The organism is Paremcibacter congregatus (genome assembly GCF_006385135.1).
GTDB classification, from domain to species: Bacteria; Pseudomonadota; Alphaproteobacteria; order Sphingomonadales; family Emcibacteraceae; genus Paremcibacter; species Paremcibacter congregatus.
In genome coordinates this window covers 3,961,552-3,983,929 of sequence record NZ_CP041025.1, presented here as the reverse complement: position 1 = coordinate 3,983,929, position 22,378 = coordinate 3,961,552, and the positions used below count along the sequence as shown (strand labels likewise).

General features: G+C 47.9%; 14 protein-coding genes and 2 pseudogenes. 13 read left to right on the top strand and 3 right to left on the bottom strand.

Translation table 11 applies throughout. From position 1 onward, the window contains the following. The first annotated feature begins 15 nt into the window (after positions 1-15). Both FIV45_RS17425 and FIV45_RS17420 read left to right on the top strand, forming a co-directional pair. Entirely contained in the window at positions 16-1,563 is a 1,548-nt protein-coding gene (locus FIV45_RS17425; protein ID WP_165777017.1) for a serine hydrolase, read from the top strand. A 404-nt stretch (positions 1,564-1,967) separates the two neighbouring features. Then, positions 1,968-2,240 (top strand): hypothetical protein, encoded by a 273-nt coding sequence (locus FIV45_RS17420; protein ID WP_133118582.1) that lies wholly within the window; start codon positions 1,968-1,970, stop codon positions 2,238-2,240. Positions 2,241-2,586: 346 nt separating this feature from the next. Here FIV45_RS17420 and FIV45_RS18810 read toward each other — a convergent pair. From FIV45_RS18810 to FIV45_RS18995, 3 genes and pseudogenes are all read right to left on the bottom strand, one after another. Further along, positions 2,587-2,763: pseudogene (locus tag FIV45_RS18810) on the bottom strand (integrase core domain-containing protein); the annotation flags it as partial. Between the two features lie 3 nt (positions 2,764-2,766). Beyond that, complete coding sequence (locus tag FIV45_RS17410) at positions 2,767-4,482, bottom strand: helix-turn-helix transcriptional regulator (RefSeq protein WP_165777016.1); 1,716 nt, start codon at positions 4,480-4,482, stop codon at positions 2,767-2,769. Positions 4,483-4,524: 42 nt separating this feature from the next. Then, a pseudogene (locus FIV45_RS18995) lies at positions 4,525-4,725 on the bottom strand (helix-turn-helix domain-containing protein); the annotation flags it as partial. Positions 4,726-5,111: 386 nt separating this feature from the next. On the opposite strand from FIV45_RS18995, the gene FIV45_RS17405 reads away from it, so the two are divergent. The 11 genes from FIV45_RS17405 (at position 5,112) to FIV45_RS17355 (ending at position 22,236) form a co-directional block, all read left to right on the top strand. Further along, the gene (locus FIV45_RS17405; protein ID WP_099473024.1) at positions 5,112-7,352 is read left to right on the top strand and encodes a TonB-dependent receptor; all 2,241 of its coding nucleotides are present in this window, start codon (positions 5,112-5,114) and stop codon (positions 7,350-7,352) included. A 134-nt stretch (positions 7,353-7,486) separates the two neighbouring features. Beyond that, a complete protein-coding gene (locus tag FIV45_RS17400; RefSeq protein WP_099473021.1) occupies positions 7,487-8,410 on the top strand; it encodes an alpha/beta hydrolase in 924 nt (307 codons plus the stop codon). 85 nt (positions 8,411-8,495) lie between these two features. Then, positions 8,496-9,095, top strand: coding sequence for a peptidylprolyl isomerase (locus FIV45_RS17395; RefSeq protein ID WP_165777015.1), 600 nt, complete (start codon positions 8,496-8,498; stop codon positions 9,093-9,095). Between the two features lie 120 nt (positions 9,096-9,215). Continuing rightward, entirely contained in the window at positions 9,216-11,522 is a 2,307-nt protein-coding gene (locus tag FIV45_RS17390) for a S9 family peptidase (protein WP_204844768.1), read from the top strand. Between the two features lie 17 nt (positions 11,523-11,539). Further along, entirely contained in the window at positions 11,540-13,165 is a 1,626-nt protein-coding gene (locus tag FIV45_RS17385) for an amidohydrolase family protein (protein ID WP_099473015.1), read from the top strand. 499 nt (positions 13,166-13,664) lie between these two features. Then, the gene (locus FIV45_RS17380; protein WP_099473013.1) at positions 13,665-14,261 is read left to right on the top strand and encodes an RNA polymerase sigma factor; all 597 of its coding nucleotides are present in this window, start codon (positions 13,665-13,667) and stop codon (positions 14,259-14,261) included. Between the two features lie 8 nt (positions 14,262-14,269). Then, positions 14,270-15,355, top strand: a complete 1,086-nt coding sequence (locus FIV45_RS17375) for a FecR family protein (RefSeq protein WP_133118581.1) — start codon at positions 14,270-14,272, stop codon at positions 15,353-15,355. A gap of 164 nt (positions 15,356-15,519) precedes the next feature. Further along, the gene (locus FIV45_RS17370) at positions 15,520-18,129 is read left to right on the top strand and encodes a TonB-dependent receptor (protein WP_099473008.1); all 2,610 of its coding nucleotides are present in this window, start codon (positions 15,520-15,522) and stop codon (positions 18,127-18,129) included. Positions 18,130-18,303: 174 nt separating this feature from the next. Continuing rightward, complete coding sequence (locus tag FIV45_RS17365) at positions 18,304-19,806, top strand: aldehyde dehydrogenase family protein (RefSeq protein ID WP_099473005.1); 1,503 nt, start codon at positions 18,304-18,306, stop codon at positions 19,804-19,806. Positions 19,807-19,877: 71 nt separating this feature from the next. Next, positions 19,878-21,110: a metal-dependent hydrolase family protein gene (locus tag FIV45_RS17360; protein ID WP_099473002.1), complete on the top strand. Its 1,233-nt coding sequence runs from the start codon at positions 19,878-19,880 to the stop codon at positions 21,108-21,110. Positions 21,111-21,192: 82 nt separating this feature from the next. Then, positions 21,193-22,236: an alpha/beta hydrolase gene (locus FIV45_RS17355; RefSeq protein ID WP_099473000.1), complete on the top strand. Its 1,044-nt coding sequence runs from the start codon at positions 21,193-21,195 to the stop codon at positions 22,234-22,236. The last annotated feature ends 142 nt before the right edge of the window (positions 22,237-22,378 follow it).

Sequence of the window (22,378 nt, the reverse complement as noted above, 5' to 3'; positions counted from 1 at the left end):
TTTACGGGTAATACAATGAAACATATATACTTACAAAAAGTCATTTCCGGCCTTTTTATGGTTGGTTGCATAATGTTTACGACTATCGTGCAGGCCTCTTCTTTCAAAAAGGATGAGTTGGAGGCGTACATACGTGATAGCATGGAAAAATGGCACGTGCCCGGACTTTCTATTGCTATTGTGAAAAATGGTGAAACTATTCTGAGTAAAGGGTATGGAGTACGTGAGCTAGGTAAAAATGATGTTGTTGATGAAAATACATTATTTCCGATTGCTGGTAGTACGCGATCCTTCACCGCATCGGCACTGGCTATCTTGGTAGCTGAAGACAAGATCGATTGGAATGATCGGATGGTTGATGTGCTGCCGGGGTTCCGCACAGGTAGTGACCTTGTGTCAAATTATGCCACAATTATTGATGCATTGGCTAATAGAACGGGTTTGGAGACTGAAGTTCTATCTTGGTTCCCCCATCCGGATGTCAGCCGGGCGGAACTTTTGGGCCGATTAAGGTATGTCAAGCCAGCTCATGAATTTAGGTCAGATAAAGGAGTAAACCTGCTTATGATTGTGGCTGCAGGGGAAATTATCCCAGCGCAAACCGGTATAAGTTGGGATGATTTCGTTCGCGTCCGACTTTTTGATCCGGTTGGTATGAAGCATAGTATTACGGGGCCTCATCTGTTTGGGGGAATCGTGAATATAGCAACGCCGCATGCAAAAGCAGGAGGGGAGTTGGTACCGGTGGCCCATACCCGCACCTCCAACATTGGGCCAACAATGTCTATTTATTCCAGTGCGTCTGACATGGCCAAATGGCTTTTGTTCCAGTTGGCAAATGGTAAGGTAGGAGGGGAAGCTATAATACCGGAAGAAGAGATAAAAATGATGCGGAGTAGTCACTCACCTAGAAACATGAAGTTTCCAGGTGTAGTGAATAATTTTGCCAGTGAAGGGCTGGGCTTGCTTATTTCAGACAGTGCTAAAGGGCATAAGATATATAGTGGTGGTGGTGATGTGGATGGAATGGAATCTTTTCATGCTTTTATTCCTGAGCTGGATTTAGGCATTGCTGTGATGGCTAATACACACCAGGTTGTACCTCAAAGACTGACAACCTGGATCATTGACCGTTTTACAGATGCGCCTATGAGAGATTGGGTAAGCGAGGGTCTATCGGCTTATGAACGGCAATTTGCGCAATTTTTCTCGGCTTTAGAGAAAAACAGGCAAGACAATACAGACCTTTCTAAGAAAACCAGTCTTCCCATGCAAGAATATGCAGGTCTTTATCAGCATCCGTTGTTGGGAAATTTAAAAATTGAATATAATGTGAACGGTCTTTCTTTTATTCTGGGGCAGGAATACAAAGGCGCCTTGAAACATGCAAATCATGATACCTTTTACTTGGATGTAAAGACACCTTACATTGCCAAATATCTACTTAAAGGCCCAGCCCGCTTTATTATTAATCACAAAGGTAAGATAGCCTCCCTATTTGTTGAGAATAGGGAATTTCAAAAAGTTGATGTGATTACTAAGGTATCTGCAGGGGAAAAATAGTTTGAACCCTCTTTAGGGGTGAACGTTTGCCGATAGCCCTCTACAGTTCACCAATTGTCATGATTGCATATTTTCGCAAGTGCGCCATGAATTTTACGAATGCTATTTTGATAGGATTGAGATCAGAGGAAAGTCATTCTTTCCAGTTACCGAGTAGCAATATAAACAGCGATTGTTATTAACGCGTTTCCTGTTTACTCACCAAAAATATCATTCCTGAATGAGAACCATAGCGCATCAGCAGGAGACCATACAGTCTACTGACCGCATTTTCGCTTTGGTTCATGGAGAAATCAGCGTGGTATTACATGTAATAGTTTCGGTGAAGAAACGAGAATAACTCATGTGAAATCAACTGTTGTTCCGAGTTTATTTTTAACCAACTTTTAAAAAAGGAACTAGCTATGAGATATGAATTAAATCAGATACGTGAACTGACATCCTTTGACCTTAGAAGTGCCTCAGGTGGTTACACAAGCCCAACTTTTTCTCATTGGGATTTTGACAATGATGGCTCGGTGGACGCGCGTTGTATATATTTGGGGTCTTGGGGTGGCGCGCCTATTCACGTCAAAAATAATGGTGTGATGACACCCTTGGGGGATGCAGGTGGACCATACTGTGATGCCTCAGGGCTTGAGGCCAGTTTATACTCATACTGGCTGGCCAATAACTAGACATTTAGTTGGGGATTCCGAATTGGGGTCCCCATTTTAAGGTAACATTTATTCTCCAACTGACGTAGAAGCGTTAGTCGGTAGATGAAGGCCTCTGAAATATTGGATTTGCTTCAGAAGGGTAGAAAGTGTTTAGTCCACTTTTGGCCGGTTGGGTCTGAATTCGTGCCAGATAGGGGTGTCCGCTATGAAAGTGAGCACTTCTTTTTTGTTTGGTTTGCCCAAAGCTGTTGTTTCTGAGGGCCAAGGCTATATTCCCTTAGAAGACTTTGCGGACTAAATTATGTCTCTATATTTTACGTAATAGAACTACCTCCAAGTAAGTTTCAGGCATTTTCAAGCTGCATTAGCTGTCAACGCCGGAGTAAAATTTCTGTTGATGGATTAATTCTGTTTTGAGGGTATGAAAGAAACTCTCGGCTACAGCGTTATCCCAGCAATTACCCTTCCTGCTCATGCTTTGAATAACGTCATGATCCTTTAGAATGGCGTGGTGACTGTCAGATGCATATTGACTGCCACGTCACTATAAGGAGGCAACACTATTGGAGATTAACTGAATGAGATCAGACTGGCGGTTAATACCGAGTTTTTGGTAAATGCGTTGCAGGTAAGTCCGTGCCGTGGTCAGTGTTACGCCCATGGATTGCGCAGCATTCTCTACCGATAGACCGGTCGCGAGTAAGGCGGTGAGGCGGGATTCTTGCAAAGACAAACCAAAGAGATGGGAGATAAGATTTTGATCCATGTTTGCCCGTACTTTTGTCGGATCACTGACGTGAATAATCACATGAGGGTTGGTGGAAACAATATAGGCGGGTTTCTCCAACTGTATAATTTCAATGGGTTGTACCAAAATACCCAGCGTGTGGTCTTCGTCCACCTCCAAGCGCAGCGCTTCGACTGGCTTGCGGGTTTGGGGCGCACGACGCCACTGGATGGACCGTGCGATGAACTGGGACAAGGTCTTGTTGTCTTCGGTTCTGGCACAGATCAGCTGATCCTGATTAAGCCGCAATGCCCGCTGTTGTGTGACCAGGGCCATCGCGTGGCTATTGCTATTGATCACGAAACCGGCCCCATCCAAAATGAAGGTGGCGACATTGAGATGGCTGGCCGCATCATGTAAAGCTTTTAATGAGAGTTCAGTTTGCCGCAGGCGTATCGAGGTTTCCAGAGCCACTTCAAGAGAGGGACGTAATCTAGACAATATATCCTTCTCGACCTTGCCAAACGGCGCTTGATCCGCCCGACGTGTGAGGCTTATGGTTCGGGGAGCTTTTAGTGGGCCGGAAATATAAAGAATGATTTCATTTTGGCTTTTTTGGATACCCTGTAAATACTCATTATAGTAGCTATTGTGATGAAGGTCGGCAGGAGAATATAAATCACTCAGAATATATATCGCGCCGGGGGCCTTTAGATGGGTCCTCAATGGGTGAGACGGCCAGCTTTTTTCGGCGACGGCAAACAGATTTTTCAAGTCCAGAGTTTCAATATTGGACAGAATTGTGCTGTACCAAAGGTGAAGATTGACGGAGAGTGAGGCCTTGCATTCAAGCAGCCTAGCTAGTCTATTTAAGAATTCATACCAAGGTAGAGGGTCCAGTATGGAGCGGTGCAGATGGGCGATGAGGTCGGATATTTCCCGTTCACTGGGCGCCGTCAGAATCTTGGGGAGTGCAGGATGGGCTGTCAGGGAGGTTGTTTCCATTACTTGCGGGAAAAGACTTTCTATCTGGTGCAGAAGACCATCGGAGAATATTTTTCCGATTTGACCGGTGTCGAAAATAAGAAAGATAGGACGGGACTCATCGCTCAGTAAAATCTTGAAGAAACGTTTTATGATACTAGGTGTCATGCGCAGAGAGGACAGGGAAAATCTGATTTCCCCTTTCGAGGTTGTGGCCGATAGGCAGTATATTTTCGTGTCGACAATTGCAATACAGGTGAGTTGAATTAAAAATATCTTCCCGTGTTGTGGACGCGCCAACCGGGTGAGCTCGGCAAGGATATCCTCGGCTCGTGCAGAATTCTCCCCGGAATGAAGGTGTCGGATACGCGTCCGAGGGCGACCTGAGGGGACAGCATATCGGGCGAGAAGGCGCGTGGTCGCCGTGATGCTAAGGGAAATGCCAGTTTTTTCAGTCACCAGACTTGCTATGTGCTGCCGTGTCCAAAGTCGTGTGGGCGATGTCAGAGGAGAGGTGGGCGGAGAATTATCGACAACATATTTTTGCAAAATAGTATCCTGCAGCGCCCCTAATTTGGGAGGGCGGCCCGGTGGACTTCTCTCCAGAAGTCCCGCCCAGCCATTGGCGCGATACTTATCAAGCCAATGATAAATATTTGAAAGATGCAGACCACTACCGGCCATGACCAGTTTGGGAGATTCTCCCTGTAAAACCCGCGCGACGGCCGTTCGTCGAAAAGCTTCCCGTTGACTTAGACCTGTTTCTGATTTTGTTGAGCGCGCTTTAACCAGGTGAAGGGCTTCCTGTTTTATAAATATTAAACTGAATAGTGAATATTTTATAACTATTTATGAAAATGTAAATGAGTAAATATTACGTTTAATATAACGTGCTTATTGGCCATGAGATCACCATTAGCGGAAGATATATCAAGCATAAGCCGTTACTCGGACTAAAAATAGCTGGAAATGTCCTTTATATGAGGACTGACTTATTCTCTATTTCGATCAATACTAGAGGTGCGATGAATGAAGTGAGATCAAAATAGCAAGAATAACACAGGCAGATCATTCCTCATTTCAAAACGACCATCGCAGAAGGAGAAGATTTAGGGCCACTACGTGCGGCCATTTTATCAATTCTGGTCACGAATTGAAGTGTTAATAGAGGAGGCATTATGCCACAAAATATAAAAATAACCAGTTTGAGTATGCAGATGAAATTTCTATCACACCCGTTGCGCGTGGCCTTGATGGCCGGGGTGACGTTGGCCTATTCCCCTTTGTTGAGTTTGGCCGAAGAGGCTGCGGCAGAGGGGGAGGGCGGTGTAACCCAGTTTGAAGAAATCGTGGTCACGGCGAATAAACGCGAGCAGAGTTTGCGGGATGTTGCGATGAGCGTGGGGGTCGCGACAGGTCGGGATATCGCAAATCGCGGGGTGAGCAATTTGAACGAATTGTCCATTTCGACACCAGGGCTTGAGATGCAGGAACTGGCGCCAGGCTTTACACGGATCACCATTAGAGGTATCTCCCCCACGCCGGGCACCGCCGCCACCTCTGGCTTATATGTGGATGAGACGCCTTATGTTTTGACTACTAGTGGCCAAGTGGATGTCGGCCCTGATGTCAGGATGTTTGATATTGAGCGCGTGGAAGTCCTGCGTGGCCCACAAGGCACCCTATATGGCGAAGGGGCGATGGGGGGGCTGGTGCGGGTGATTACCAATAAGCCGAATTTAAACGAATTCGAAGGGGCGGTACAAGGCCAATATTATAGCTATGCGCATGGGTCTGATGGGCTCACCGCTGACGCCATGGTGAATTTGCCGATTATTGAGAATAAACTGGCGGTACGCGCGACGGGCTATTACCGAGACGATGGTGGCTATATTGATGATGTTTATCGCAATGAACCGGACCTGAACGACGCGAAGATTGCGGAAGGCCGCATCTCACTACGTTATCAAAGTGAAAATTTAACGCTTGATGCTTCAATCAAACATTATGACAATGATCTCGGGGCGATCATCAATTCGTCAGACCGTAATTATGAAACCACATTTTTTGTCGACACCTTCTCGAAGGATAAATATACCATCTATAATATGACCCTGGACTATGATCTTGGCTGGGCGAATGTAGTATCTTCTTCTTCTTATTTTGATCGGGAGATGGCGTGGCGTTCCGATGTATCGTCGGTAGCGATCCTAAATATCGTTAATGCGCTCTATGGGGGACTAACCGGCGGAGAGCCCATTACGGGGGTCATTACTGAGGGTGATTGGACCATGTCGGCCTTTACGGAGGAACTGCGGCTGATTTCCAATCAGGACGAGCGGTTGCGTTGGACGGCGGGCCTGTTTTATAAAAACGGCCAAGCGGAAATCTTGACGGATGCGGAAACTATTCCGGCAGTCCCGAGGACGCTATTTAATAATGTCGTACAGCCAGAAAGTGAACAATATGCCCTATTCGGTGAAATGGAGTATGATGTTACCGACAAATTGCATGCGGTTGCTGGATTGCGTTGGTTTCGAGAAGAGCAGAGAAACTCGAAAAGAAATTTGGGTGATTTCGCGCCGGTCAATATTGACATCAATATTCCTCTGACCTACGAGAGCGTGCAACCTCGCTTCAGTCTTTTATATGACCTTTCCGAGGACGCATCAGTCTACGGGACCATTTCACGGGGGTTTCGCGCTGGCGGAGTAAACTCGAATGTGGAATCGGTGCGCGTGGTGCCGGTGGAGTTGGGGGGGGATCCAAATGTTTCGGCGACCTTTAATCCGGAGTCTCTGTGGAACTATGAAATTGGCGTGAAAGGCGCTTGGCTCGACAATAAAATTTCGGCGAATCTGTCTGGCTTCTACATGAAATGGTCGGGCATGCAAATTCGTCAAAATCTGCTAAACCCGGCCTTGACCTATCTCATGAATATAGGGTCTGCCCACAGTGCCGGGGTCGAACTGGAATTCGATGTTCGCCCATTTACGGGCTTTACGGCATCGGGCGGCTTGCAACTTCTGGACGCCAAGGTGGATGAGGGCCGGGAAGGCTTCCCGAAAGGGGACCGTCTGCCCAATTCCATTACCCGAAAAGTGACGTTGAGGGCGGAATATGAATTTCCGGTAACGGATTTGGTTTCGGCCTTTATCAGAGCTGATTACACGAACACGGGCGGATCTTATAGCCGCGTCCCCAATGCAGAAGATCTTTATTCAGGCGGCTATGATGTGGTGAATATGAGGGTTGGGGTGAATGTGGGCCAGTGGAAAGCTGAACTCTTCGCGGACAATATTTTTGACGACTTCTTGCCCTATGAGGTGAGTAATCCGATAGGTGTCGGGACGGGTCTGCCGCTTTTCCGCTCTCGCGCGCCGCGTCGTCTTGGTGTACTCTTGCGGGTAGACTTTTAGCGTCCAGAGCTGAATTGATATGTGGGCGATTTCACCTATCGCCTGCATATCATTGTCCATCACAGCGGACATTAAACAGCACTGGCGCCCGCTTTTGTTCAAAACTCTTGATAAATATAGTTAAAGGAATTGCCGTGACCAAATATGTTCTCATCAGTTTATTCCTGTCCCTTGCGGCAAGCCTGTCGTTTGCACAAGCGGCCGAGAAGATGCTCTATATCCCAAAAATAGAAACCCATCTGATCACATCGAAATATGTCGATCAAACATATGAAATTCACGTCTGGCACCCGGCGCAGAAAAAGGACGGTTCGGAGCGCTTTCCGGTACTCTATATGACCGACGCCAATGCAGGTGTGCCCCTTGCCAACCTGATGCATTATATTCAGGGGGGAGGTGATGCGCCACGCTTTATGATGGTGGGCATTGGATATCCCGTTGACCATCCGATGGGCGGCGCAGTGGTTCGCCGCCGTGACCTGTCACCGACGCCGGAGATTGGTTCTGGCGGTAAAAATACCATGCCGTTGGATGGCATACTCGAGATTGAGAGTGGCAAGACATCAGGCGGGGCACCGGAGTTTCTCAAGTTCATTCAGGAGGAATTGATCCCCTTCATCGATAAAAAATATAACACCATCGAGGGGGATCGCGCTTTTTTTGGGGATTCCTTTGGCGGATTATTCGGCCTTTATACATTATTTCATCAGCCGGAAACCTTCAGCCGCTATATCATCGGCAGCCCGGCCATTGCGTATGATAATGAAGCGGCCCTGAAATATGCTCAGGATTTTATGGATTCAGGTAAAGACCTGAAAGCCAGACTTTTTATGAGCGCCGGGGCGCTTGAAGAGACTCCTCAGCATAAAATGGTGACGAATATATACCGCCTGCATGCCCTTCTAGCCTCTCGGCCCATGCCGGAGTTTCATCAGAAGATGTATGTCATACCGCATGAAACCCATTTGACCGTACCCGCGATTAACCTGATCCGGGGCGTGCAAGAGGTCTACGACAAGCCGGGCTGCGCCTATATTATGACGGGCTGTATTAAATAGTAGCAAACGGGAGGGAGAGTTAGTGATGTTGGCAAAGGCAATAATGGGACTGTTGGCAAAGAAAATATGCTACGCAGGGTGTGGAATGGTGATGCTTTTTTCCTTCCCGCTTTTATTAACGGCGGAAGAAGTGGTGATCATCGAAATCGCGACGGAATTTGGTCCAATGACGGCTGAGCTTTATCCAGAAAGAGCTCCGCTTACGGTGGCCAATTTTATTCAAAATATTGAGGAAGGGCTCTATGAAGGCGGGCATTTTTATCGGGCCGTTCGCCTGGACCATAGTGAAGCCAACGCTGCGAGGCGAATGGTCCTTATTCAAGGCGGGCGGCCGGAAGAAAAACAGCCGCGTCGAGGCATCCCCCATGAAACGACTTCTCAAAGTGGACTTAGCCATCAGCGCGGCACCCTGTCGATGGCGCGGGGGGCGCCGGGTACAGCGGCAACGGAGTTTTTTATCTGTCTGGGCGATAATCGCCTTCTGGATTATGAATCCACTGAACGGCCAGGTTACGCGGCGTTCGGGCAGGTGATAGAGGGCATTGATATCGCGGAAAAAATCCAAAATGGCGCGACGGGCGCCCGCAACCTGAGTGCGTATGAGAAAAGCATCGCACCGGGATGGATACTACCTCAATTGCTCAACAACAGCGTTTCCATTTCAAATATCACCACCCAAAAATAGGATATCGGCATGTTTTTCTTTTTGGCGAGAAAAAAGTACAGGATAAGTTTGTCTTTTTCGATCATAATTTATGCGCTTGCGGGATTCAGCTTCGGGGTTGTTGCGGCTGAGAATACTCAAATGGCCACCGAGAACTATGAGCGCGCAGAACGCTTCCTTCACTGGAATGCAGATAAATATGTGCGCAACGGCAAAGTGAACCATCACTGGGTCGAGGATTCCGATCTTTTCTGGTATGCCCGCGACATACCGGAAGGTAAGTCTTATATTTTGGCCGATGCGACAACTGGTTTTCGCCGTCCGGCCTTTGATCATCATAAAATTGCAGCGCGCCTGTCGGCAGTAACGGGAGAAGAGGTCGCACCTTTCAATATCCGTCTCCGGTCCTTTAAGAAGACATCGGAAGGGGACGTGATACAAGTCGCGGTGGCAAAAAATATATGGGCTTGTCCGTTGACACAGAATGGTTGTGCACCGCTGTCGTCGTCCATGGACAAACCAGGGGACCTTGTTTCTCCCGATGGAAGGCGGGCGCTGTTCTCCGAGGGCGATAACCTTTATCTGCGAGACCTTTCTGATGGCGAAGTGACGCCACTAACCCGCGACGGCCAGACCCATTACAGCTATGGCAAACTTTCAGATTCCAGTACAAGGTCAGTAACCTTGCGGCGGTGGAAGGTCTCTATACCGCCCGTCGCTGTCTGGTCGCCGGACTCCACGAAAATCATTACCCATAAGCTCGATGAACGGAACGTTCTGGATTTGCATCTGTTGCAACATGTGCCGGAAGACGGCAGCGCCCGCCCAATATTGTATAGCTACCGCTACGCCATGCCGGGCGATGAGCATATCATCAAATCCGAGATGGTGATTTTTGACGTGGCGACGGGGCGCAGAATTCCCGTTGAACATAACGCCTTTGACGTGACAATGATCTCACCATTGGCCGAAGGCCGCGTCTGGTGGGGGAAAAATAATGAATATGTCTATATTATTCCCCGGAATAGAACGCAGAGAAATCAGAAGCTTCTCAAAATCGAAGCCCGAACGGGCGTGGTGAGCGAGCTGATAGAGGAGAGGAGCGAGACTTACACGGATGCGCGCGCTAAAACCTATGGCACACCCACAAGCCGGACGTTAGCCAGCGGTGAAATTATTTGGTATTCGGAGAGGGATGGGTGGGGACATCTTTATCGCTACAACAAAAATGGCGAACTGATGAATCAAATCACCACGGGGGCATGGCAGGTCCGGAAAATTGCCTATATTGATGAAGCGAAAGGGCGGGTCTATTTCACAGCTGGTGGCCGTGAAGCGGGTATCGACCCCTATTACAGTCACCTCTACAGTGTTAATCTGGATGGCTCGGAGATGAAATTATTGACCCCAGAGGCGGCGAACCACCAGATCAAGGTGAGTACATCCAGCCTGATGGGCATTTTATTGAATCATCCTAAAGCCGATGAAGTCGCTTTCTCGCCGTCCGGGCGTTATTTTGTGGAGACCATGTCCCGGCCAGATCTTCCCCCCGTGATGATGTTGCGGGACACGACAGGGCGTTCCTCTACCGTGATAACGCAAGCGGATGTCTCACCATTACAGGAGGAGGGCTTTGTGCTGCCGGAACCGTTCACTGTTCTCTCAGCGGATGGAAAGACTTCCTTATATGGTAATATTTTTCGCCCCAGTGACTTTGATCCGGACAAGACCTATCCTGTGATTGACTCGATCTATCCGGGGCCGCAATCATGGAGATCGCAAAAGTCCTTTATGCGGGCTGTGTTTGATTCGCAGGAATCACAATCTATCGCCGAGTTAGGGTTTATTGTAATCACTGTTGACGGGCGGGGAACGCCGGGCCGCTCGAAGGCGTTTCACGATGTCTCTTATGGCGATCTGGGCCAAGCTGGACATTTGGACGATCATATTGCAGCTATTCAGCAATTGGCGGAGCGATATCCCTATATGGATACGGCGCGCGTCGGGATTTATGGTCACTCTGGCGGCGGGTTTGCCTCAACACGGGCAATGCTGAGCTACCCTGAATTTTATAAAGTCGCAGTATCTTCTGCGGGCAATCATGATCAAAGAGGGTATTTGCTGTCTTGGGGAGAAACCTATCAGGGACCATTCAGCGATGCAGCCTATGAAAACGGCATCAACGCTCGACATGCAAAAAACCTTAAAGGCAAGCTTTTAATCGCTCATGGAGATATGGATGACAATGTTCACCCGGCTCTAACCCTGCAGGTTATTGACGCCCTAATCAAGGCCAACAAGAATTTCGATATGCTCATGATTCCGAATGCAGATCATGCATTTACCGGAGTTAATGCTTACTTTTTGCGGCGACGATGGGATTATTTCGTTCAGCATTTGCTGGGTATGACGCCACCACAAAATTACGAAATAAACCGTAAAAAATAAAAGGAGCATTAAACATCATGCGCACAGCTTTAAAGGTGCTGACTTCTCTGGTCGTTATTTATCCCATGACGGGTTTTGCGACAGAAATTGAACCGGGAGAAGAAATCATAATGAAGGTTAGGGGAATACTCACAATCCCTCCGCCTGCGAAGTCTCCTGCGCGAGGAGATGAAGGCGAAGGCCCGTTTGAACGGCTCATCATCCTGAATGGTAATATGATTGACGGCACCGGTGCACCATTGCAAGGGCCCACGACAATTGTGGTCGAAGGCAACCATATTGTAGATATTAAAATGGGAGGCGGGATGCCCGATGTTGCTACGTTAGATGAGGCGCAGGTCAAGATCATAGATGCGTCTGGGCAGTATGTTTTACCCGGCTTCATTAATTCCCATGCCCATTTCGGTACGCCGACCCATGCTTTTGCCGGTTCTTTCACAAATCCGGAATATGTGTCCAAGCTTTGGCTGGCCCACGGGATTACCACGGTGCGCGATGTGGGGTCATTGATGGGGTTGAGCTGGACGCTGGATCACAAGGACCGTAGTGCAAGAGGGGACATCACTGCGCCGCGGATACGAGCGTATGCCCTGTTCCCTCAGGTCATGGAGTCGCCTGAGGCGGCGAGGCAATGGGTGCGCGCCGTAGATAGGAAGGGGGCAGATGGTGTTAAATTCACTGGTGCGGCGCCGAAATTGATCGAAGCCGCCGTGGCAGAAGCGCAGAAACTTGGGTTGAAAACAGCTTATCATCACGCGCAAATTTCTGTCACCCAAATGAATGTACTGGATAGTGCCCGGCTGGGTGTCGACAGCATGGAACATTGGTATGGCTTGCCAGAAGCTATGTTTGAAGGTCGTATCGTGCAGGATTACCCCTACGCCTATAATTATAATAATGAACAGGATCGTTTTGGAGAAGCTGGAAACTTATGGCGGCAAGCCGCTGCGCCGGGATCAGAACGATGGCGGGCAACAATACAGGTGTTGCGTGATCTTGATTTTACCCTGGATCCCACATTTACAGTCTATGAAGCCAATCGAGACGTTATGCGGGCGCGTCAGGCGGAATGGCATGCGGCTTATAGCATGCCCTATATTACGCGGGCTTTTGAGTCTAATCCCCGTATCCACGGGTCCTATTTCTTTGACTGGACAACAGCCCATGAAGTTGTATGGAAGCGAAATTTTGATCGGTGGATGGCTTTTGTCAATGATTATAAAAATGCTGGCGGCCGGGTGACGGTTGGTTCCGATGCGGGCTTTATTTATAAATTATACGGTTTTGCGTATATTCGAGAGCTGGAATTGCTTCAGGAGGCAGGTTTTCATCCCTTGGAAGTTGTGCAGGCCGCGACCATCAAGGGCGCAGAATTACTCGGTTTGGATGCTGAAATTGGTTCCATAGAGATTGGCAAGAAGGCTGATTTGATTATTGTTAGGGAGAACCCTCTGGTGAATTTTAAGGTGCTCTACGGAACGGGCCACCGATGGTACAATAAGGCGGCAGATAGAATGGAACAGACAAAGGGAATTTTATATACCATCAAGGATGGGACATTGTTCGATGCTCAGAAACTTCTTGCCGATATTCGCCAACTTGTGGCGAAGAAAAAAGCGGAGGAAATGAACACCTCCCCATAATTCAATATAGAAATCTACCCCGTTATCATGCCTTTTTTAGATGCAAGTATGTCTGACGGATTGGAACAACCTGATCCGCATCACTATTTGGAGAAATTTATGGCTATCTTTGACCTGATGCGGGCACTTGTCACTTTAATTTATATGGCCCTAAAGAGGTATAATATTATTCTATCTTTATTGGTCGCATCGATGGTCGTTTCCAAAAACTCTGATGAAATATTATGCATTGGGCCCCCTAGGAGCATTTAGTTTTGCGAGGCGTTTTTCCCTTCATTCGTCGCCGGAACTGTTTTTGGCATGGCAATGGTGGAGAGTGGCAGCGCTGCGGCCATCGTCACGGTTCCGTGGGGTATTATAGGTAGTTTAGTAACTCAATACTGGCCAATACAGTAGGGGCCTGACAGGGATTTTTTAAAATAATTTAGTGTTATGGTAGGTGTTCGGCCTAATCCTGACGTCTTCATAGGGGATTGTTGAGAAAAGTAGGTGTTTCTGCATGTCAAAAATAGAGAATAAGGCATTCGTAAACCGGCTTTACAGGCGGTATGAAAGAAATATTCGAAAGTTTCTGATGCGTAAAGGACAGCAGGCAGAAGACGTTGAGGATATCGTGCAGGAAACTTTTTTAAAGGCACATAAGGTATCCAATTGGCAACAGGTTGTTAATCCGGAATCGTTCCTTGTTAGTATTGCTAGAAATGCTTATAAAGACCATGTTCGTAAAGAGATGCGAACCATTTCCGGGGCAGGTATTGATCCGGAAAATGTGGTTGTTGAGTCTGACTTGTTGTCCCCTGAGCGGTTTGCTGCCGGGCGGCAGGATATACAAGAACTTGAGAAAATTATTTATGAGATGGCGCCGCGTGTAAAGCAGGCGTTTATTTTGATAAAAATCATGCATGTATCCTACCGGGATGCGGCAACTATTATGAATGTATCCACCCGTACAGTTGAAAACCATATAACAAAAGGTATGGCGGAGTGCCGTAAAAAGATGGTGTTGGTTCAAGATGATGTTGGTTTTCGAGATACTACAGGCCAAGTCATATCACTCTCTGATCATAAAGCGCTATTAGGCAAAAAAGGTAAGTGAATATCGAAATGACAAATCTGGATAGTAAAACAAACGAGCTGAATGATCTTGCTGCTTTTTGGTATTCCAGGATTGAAAGCGGGATGATAACGGGCGCTGAAAAGAAGGAGTTTGAATCCTGGATAAGCGAAGATGGCGATCATGAAAAAGCATTTCGGGAAATGGCAGGTATTACGGGCCAGGCTTTCGCTTTATCTGATCTTTTACGCACGCATCATGACCTTGAAAAGACACTTTTGGGTCAGGATGTTCTAGATGCTGCTGTACTCGTCAAGGCGCATCAGGGAAAACAGATCCGGGGACGGATGTTGAATGTTTTTGCCAGAGTAGCGGCAGCCCTATTGGTCGTGCTGGGTAGCATCTGGCTTTGGGATGGCGGATTCTGGGGTCCAACGACAGAAAGATATAATACTGCCGTAGGGGAGCAGAAGAAGATTTTACTGAAAGATGGTTCTGTGCTGACTCTTAATACAAACTCTGAAATCGAGGTTGCGATGACCGAGAGTGTAAGACGTCTTCATCTCAAGCGCGGGGAAGTATATTTTGATGTCGCGAAGGATAAAAATCGCCCGTTTGAGGTTGCGGTAAGCAATGCGTACGTCAAGGCGGTCGGGACGGCTTTCAACATAAAGCAAGCAGGGCCTCAGGTGGCAGTTCTGGTGACAGAAGGCGAGGTGGAAGTGAGATCTAATTTTGCCGCCCAGAATGACAGTCATTCGACAAGAGTTATAAAGCCGACAACAGAAATCCTGGTTGCCGGGGACCAACTTGTTTTTGGTGCGGAAAAAGCTCAAAAAGTAAAATTGGAGGAAGAGTGGGTCAGTCGTGAGACATTGTGGCGTGAGGGGCGCATCATTCTGGATGAAAAGTCTCTTTTGGAAATTGCCCGGGAAATACAGCCATATATTAAAGAAAGAATAGTCATTGCTGATGAGGAGGTTGCGGCCTTTAAAGCAGGAGGGGTTTTCAAGCTTGGGGAAATGGGATCATTTTTTAATGCGTTGGAAGAAGCCTTGCCAGTCCAAGTTATACGAGAAAAAAATGTTATAATATTGATGCGCCGTTCATCAGAGGCAGTAGCCGTAAAAGCGTAATTGCCGCGTATCGTTTTTTATTTTGATTTGTTAACTTTTTGTTGTGTGTGTTTAAAGTGCTTGTCGTCTTCCATGTACGTGTCTGAAATTTTAAGGAGCTTTGTTGGTTCCTGGCTCAGTTTAGTAGCAAATTTAACAATAGGCATGTGCAAAGGGAGAAGGAAATGAAGAAATTAAAAAACACAGTGTGCAGTGCCGCATTGATAGCCTCTTTTATAGCAGCAACCCTGTTCATATCTACTTCTGGGAGGGCAGAAGAAGAAGCACGCTACGACTTGGAGGTTAAGCCTCAGTCGCTTGCGAAGGCTATCCGCGCATTTTCAAAGCAGGCAGATGTGCAGGTTCTCTATTCACTAGATTTGGTTAAGGGTCTCTCGACGACAGGGGTGTCGGGTAAGTTTAGTCGGGAGGACGGGCTTGCACGGTTACTTGTAAATCTGGGGTTGACCCTGAAACAGATTGATGCGGAGACGTTTGTCGTTGTCTCAATGTCTGAGAACAAGTCAACCACATTAGCGCAAAAAGTTAACATGTCGATGACGGGTTCTGGCGAGCCACAGGTGCAACTTGCCGACAAAGATGTCCGTGAAGAGCCAGAGAGTGTATTTTCTCTTGACGAGATTGTAGTGACGGCCCAGAAGCGTAGCCAAAGTCTACAGGATGTCCCTATGGCAGTAGAAGTACGCACAGATGAATTCTTTGCAAAAACGGGTATGGTGGATTTTGAGGCGTATGCCCGGACAATAACCAATATTGGCTTTACACCGCCAGCGGCGGGTAATGTGGGATTCAAGCACGGCATATCCATGCGAGGCATTTCCCCGACGGAGGGAGCGCCGGTCGTTGCCATGTATATTGATGATACTCCTGTGTCAGGTTTTGGTGCAGCGGGCCTGTCGGTTGATGCCCGTATATTTGATGTAGAACGAGTTGAGATTCTGAAAGGGCCTCAAGGTAACCTTTATGGTTCGTCCTCAATGGGCGGCGTTATCAAGATTATTCCACGCAAGCCGGCATTAAATGATTTCCATGTTAAATTCGACGGTACTTTGTCATCGACAAGATATGGCGGCAAGAATATTTTGATGAATGCGGCGATCAACCTGCCAGTACTTGAAGATGTTGCAGCCTTGCGGGTTGTGGTTGTTCATGGGGATGAAGAAGGCTATATTGACCGTGTGCCTCGGTTCCCTGGGGGAGACCTGTCCGGTTCTATCATTCCTGCACCGGAGACGGTTGAGGAAGACCAGAACATTAATACTGTTGATCTTCTGTCGGTTCGAGCGTCCCTGTTATATCGTCCCAACGAGTGGCTGGAAGTAATACCCTCTGTTTATTATCAGAGGAAAAAATACGGTGGGGTTTCTGCGGTGAGTGAAGATGTATTTGGTCTTGGGGGTAATCCAAGAATCTCTACATATCAGGATGATTACCTTGAAACAGACTTTGCGCTATATTCCCTCAAGGCCGTTATAACTACAGCGGTTGGTGATATTACATCGATTTCCTCGTATCTGAAGTCTACGTCCTATAATATCGGCGATGGCACAAATTTTGTCTCCTTTTTGACCGGGGCTGCTCCAACGCTTGAGGATACACTGTATTTTCCCGGATTGACGGTAACGGATAAAAATGAGGCATTTACTCAGGAAATCCGTTTTGTTTCGAACTGGGATTTTCCTGTTCAAGTGACTACAGGTCTTTATTATCAGGATGCGGATGAGGCACAGTCCAGAGACTGGGTGGGGCCTGCGGGCGCAGGCGATCACTTTGGGATTGGCACGGATGTTTTCTTTTTGTCGCGCGATCCAAGCAAGATCGAAGAAAAGGCCCTCTTTGGTAATCTTACCTACGAAGCAGGCCCTCTGGAAGTCCAGGTGGGGGCACGATACTTTGATATCAGTGTAAATAGGGCAGTTGCGCAGGATGGCATTTTTGCGAGCAGTTTTGCCGGAACAGAAAGTATTGGGTCAACGAGTGATAATGGTGTGAGCCTGTCTGCATCTCTCGCATATGCCCTGACAGATGATCATTTGGTTTATGTGAGAGCCGCTGAAGGTTTCAGACGTGGTATTCTGGAGGCTAGCCCGCCGGCAGTGTGTGGCGATTTCCCGGATGGATTGGTACAAATTCAGCCGGATGGTGTCTGGAATTATGAACTGGGAGCAAAAACGCAGTGGGTGGATGACCGCGTGCGTGTGAATGCCACGGCTTTCTGGATTGATTATACAAATGTTCAGCAAAGCATGAATTTATCCTGTGGGTTTAATGTAGTGGAAAATGCCGGTTCTGCGACAGCCAAAGGGGTTGAGGTTGAACTTATTGCGGAGCCGCTTGAGAGTTTAACGCTATCAGCTAGTCTGGGATATGTTAAATCAACGCTGGACGAAGATGCTCCTGCATTGGGAGGGGATGCCGGTGAATCCCTGCTTGGTGTGCCCAAATGGACCGCCAACGCCTCGGTTCAATATATCATGGATACGCCAAATGATGATCTGGATATTTATGTGAGAGGTGACTGGAGCTATACCAGTTCCAAAACAGAAGATTATGGCACGCTTGGCACCCCGTCCACCGGCTTTAGGGATTCGGATGCATATAGCCTGTTTAATGCGAGACTTGGTTTGATCTCTGACATGGGGTGGGATGCTTCCTTGTTTGTCAGTAATTTGTTTGATGAGAGAGCGCGACTACAGGTAAGCCATAATGGACTGCCGAAGGCTTATATCAACAAACCTCGCACGCTTGGCATAAATTTCAAAAAAGACTTTTAATGTTGAACACCCTTTTATCTTAGGGGAAACGGGCGGGGCAACTGGCATATATTGCCCCGCCGTCACCGAGTTTGATCGCAATAATGTCTTGTCAGAAATGTTCAGACCTTCAGAAGTGGAGGGCGGCGGCAGGCATTGTTTCTTTGAAAATATTACTACTGGAAGGCCGACAAGATGAACAAGACGCACAACGTACCTTATAAAAAAATCTGGCAATCTGACCCATTTGTTTCATCATGGATAGAAGGTGAAGACACACGGTCCTTGTCAGCGGAGACATTTATCTTGACAGACCCTTCAACGGGGAAAGAGTTGGTGGAGATGCCTACTGGTCATAAGGGCGATATAGATCAGGCTGTTTATTCGGCGCGGAAGTCATTCGATGATGGCAGGTGGCGTAAAGTACCCCAGAACAGCAAAAAGAGAATATTGCAGCATTTTGCAGACCTTATTGAAAAAGAGGTAGATCTTTTTAACTTAAAGGATGCTTATGAGATGGGTAAGCCCATTTCTGTCTCTCTTGGCAGCGCTCAATCAGCTGTGGATATGGTACGTTTCTATGCGGAAGCGGTTGATAAAATTAAAGGGGATGTGTTCAGTAGTGATGTGGGTAGCTTTGTCGCGCAAAGACGAGTACCAAAAGGGGTAGTCGGGGCAATTGCCCCCTGGAATTTCCCAACGTTTAATGCCCTGCTTAAAACCATTCCGGCACTGGCAGCTGGCAACAGTGTTGTTCTCAAACCTTCTGAATATTCACCTGGTTCTGCGCAAAGGCTTGCCCGGCTTGCCAATGAGGCGGGTTTGCCCCCAGGGGTTTTAAATGTGGTGCAAGGGAAGGGTGGGATAGTCGGAAAGGCCCTCGGGTTCCATATGGATGTGGATATGATAGGTTTCACAGGCTCCACAGCTGTTGGCAAGCTGTTGATGCAATATGCAGGACAATCCAATTTGAAGGCAGTGCAGGCTGAATGTGGGGGGAAGTCTCCCCATATTGTTTTTGCGGACGGAGTTGACCTTGATGCGGCGGCGGATGCTGTTGCTGGCCTTGTTCTGACAAACCAAGGACAGCTTTGTGTCGCGGGTACAAGATTGCTTGTTCAAAAGGAAATTGAACATGTAATGCTGGATAAGTTGGTCAACCGATTTCAGGCGGTCAAGATAGGTAGTGCGATACATCCAGATACAAGCTTTGGCCCGCTTGTGAACAAGAACCAGTTTACCAGAGTACTTCGCTATATCGAGGAAGGAAAAAGGTCTGCCGCAGAGCTTGTGGTCGGTGGAGCGGTAAGTGCGCAGCCAGGAGGAGGCTACTTTATAGAGCCCACAATTTTTCGGGCAGTATCTCCCGGGGACAGGATCGTTCAGGAAGAAATCTTTGGCCCTGTATTATCTGTGATGACATTCGAAGATGAAGACGAGGCCATGCGTCTGGCAAACAGTACAGTATACGGGCTTATGGCCTATGTCTGGACGAGCCAAATTTCAACAGGCTTAAAGTTGGCCAAAGGAATTCGGTCGTCCGTCGTTGTGAATGCCTGCGCAGGGCAAAGTGCGGGGGCAGGACATGCTTTCTCCCTCGAACCGTTCGGGCAATCCGGCCTTGGTGCAGAAGGCGGAGAGGCCTGTATGGAAAATTATCTGCAGCGACAATCGGTGTGGATCAATCATGCAGAATAAGGTGTTTTGGGCAGGCGCCCTGACACTGCCGGAAATCAGACAGATGCAAGAAATCTTAAAAGAGACATAACATGATCGTTCTGGAAAACTGTTTAATATTTGATGGAGAGAGGGAAGAGCTTCAAGAAGGCCTCTCGGTTTTTGTCGAAAAGGAGCGAATTAAAGATATCTCTAAGGCAAATAGGCATATCTCTGATGCACACTATATAAATTGTGAGGGGCGTGTGCTGATGCCGGGGCTGATTGATGCGCATGTGCACGCTTATACACCGAGTTTTGATGTTTTTAAAACGGACCATATGCCGCCGTCGTTACTGGCCAGTCATGCAGCGCGTACTCTTGAGGGTATGTTAAGAAGGGGATTTACCACGGTACGGGATGCAGCAGGGGGTGACCGAGGGCTTTATCTTGGTATTGAACAGGGCCTGATTGATGGCCCGCGTTTTTTTTATTCGGGGCGGGCGATTTCACAAACCGGAGGGCATGGGGATTTAAGGCCAGACGGTCATTTTGAACCCTGCGGATGCAAGGGCTATTCCGGGTCGCTCTCCCTTGTGGTTGATGGGGAAGATGAAGTCAGGCGTGCCGTGCGGGAAGAATTGCGGCAGGGGGCGCATCAAATCAAAATATTTGCATCTGGCGGTGTTTGTTCTCCGGCGGATCCCCTCTGGATGGATCAGATGATTGAAGCAGAAATCAGGGCAGCAGTTTATGAGGCTTCCGTTCATCGAACCTACGTTATGGCGCACTGTCATACGGATGGTGCTGCCAAGCGCTGCGTTGAATACGGCGTGCGAACAATTGAGCATGGTTCCGAGATAAGTGCTGATACGGCGGAACTGATTGTCCGTAGTGATGCTTATGTTGTTCCTACATTATCGGTGATGGCCGTTGTTCGGGATAATGGTCACATGCTGGGGTTGCCACCGATGAGCCTGGAAAAGATTCAGGGGCTGTATGAGACAACATTGGGATCAATTGAGACCTGCAAACGGGCTGGTGTAAAGCTGGGCCTTGGTTCCGATCTGCTGGATAGCAGGTTCCATCCTTTGCAGGGAGGAGAACTTGCCCTGCGCGGAGAGGTTGATACGCCTATTGAGGTACTGCGTTCTGCGACATCAATCAATGCGGAAATTTTAAACAGGCAAGGTGAGCTTGGCTGTATTGCTGAGGGGGCATATGCGGACATGATCCTCCTGGACTTTAATCCTCTGAAGAGTCTGGAGCCTTTTGGGGCGCCTGAGAAGAATATTCTATTTGTAATGAAGGGAGGCAGGATAGTGCGAAGCTCACTGCCTGCTTAACGGGTTTATGTGACCAAGTATGCAGGGAGGGATGTGATAATTATCTCCTTGCTAAGATAAGATAGGGAATAGGACATGCAAGATGACTGATATGAAAATAGCTGAGTCGACCTCAGAAGTTCTTACAATTCCGTCATTCGATTTACCAGAATCGGAGTTGCTGACTGAAGAAACTAGAAAAGCCATCGCGGATTATAAATCCTATATGGTCGGATATATGCAGCAATGTGTGGCTGCCTTGCAGGCAGGCCGGGAGTCAGGCGATTCAAGCATGGGGGTGAACCCCAGGCAATTGGAGAGGGATTTTTTTTATCAGGGTGCTTTGTATCGCAGCCTGACGGCCCGTTATAGCGTGGTGGTGAGAAACGAGGAAATAAACGGTGTTCCTGTTGAAATCTTTATACCTCACCAAGGTGTATCGGCTGAAAACGAAGGGCGTGTTTTGATTAATTTACACGGCGGAGGGTTTGAAGTTGGTTCACGGACCTATAGCCAGCTTGAATCAATTCCGGTCTCTGCGCTTGGAAACATTAAAGTGGTTAGCCCTGATTATAGGATGGCTCCGGAATACAGGTTCCCGGCTGCCACAAATGACATTATGGCTGTATACAGGGCCTTGCTGGAAGAATATCAGCCTGAAAATATCGGATTTTACGGTGCCTCTGCCGGGGCAATATTAACGACCCAGGTGCTAGTGAGACTGCAACAGGAAAATTTACCGTTGCCCGCAGCCATCGGTTTGATCGCTGGGGGTGCCACGCAGGTTGTTGGAGATTCAGTCGCTGTCGGAGGTGGCATAATGTCCGCCATTTACGGTGTTGATTTATCCGAGATACTGAAGCTGCAATATTATGAAGGGGCGGATGTTGACAGTCTGGAACTCACGCCATCCTTGTCGGACCATCATCTGACGCATTTTCCTCCTGCTTTTCTGGCGTCGTCTAGCCGAGATTTTGCTCTCAGCGGCGTTTTGGCGACACACCGTCAATTGCTTTCCTTGGGCGTAGAAGCTGAATTGCATGTATGGGAAGGCTTGGAGCATGACTTTCATTATAACCCTGATCTGCGTGAAGCTGAGGAACTGAACAACGGATTGCTTAAGTTTTTCAGCAGGTATATGGGCTAGTTTAACAGGTTTATGACCATATTATTGGCGCATGCAGCTTCGAGATGGTTTTTCGGGGTTTCCTAGGTCTGGCGATGCGTGATACGAAAACCCGGGGGTCATGGATCAAGGTATGTCTCAAGTAACAGTCGCCGCGTTTGCA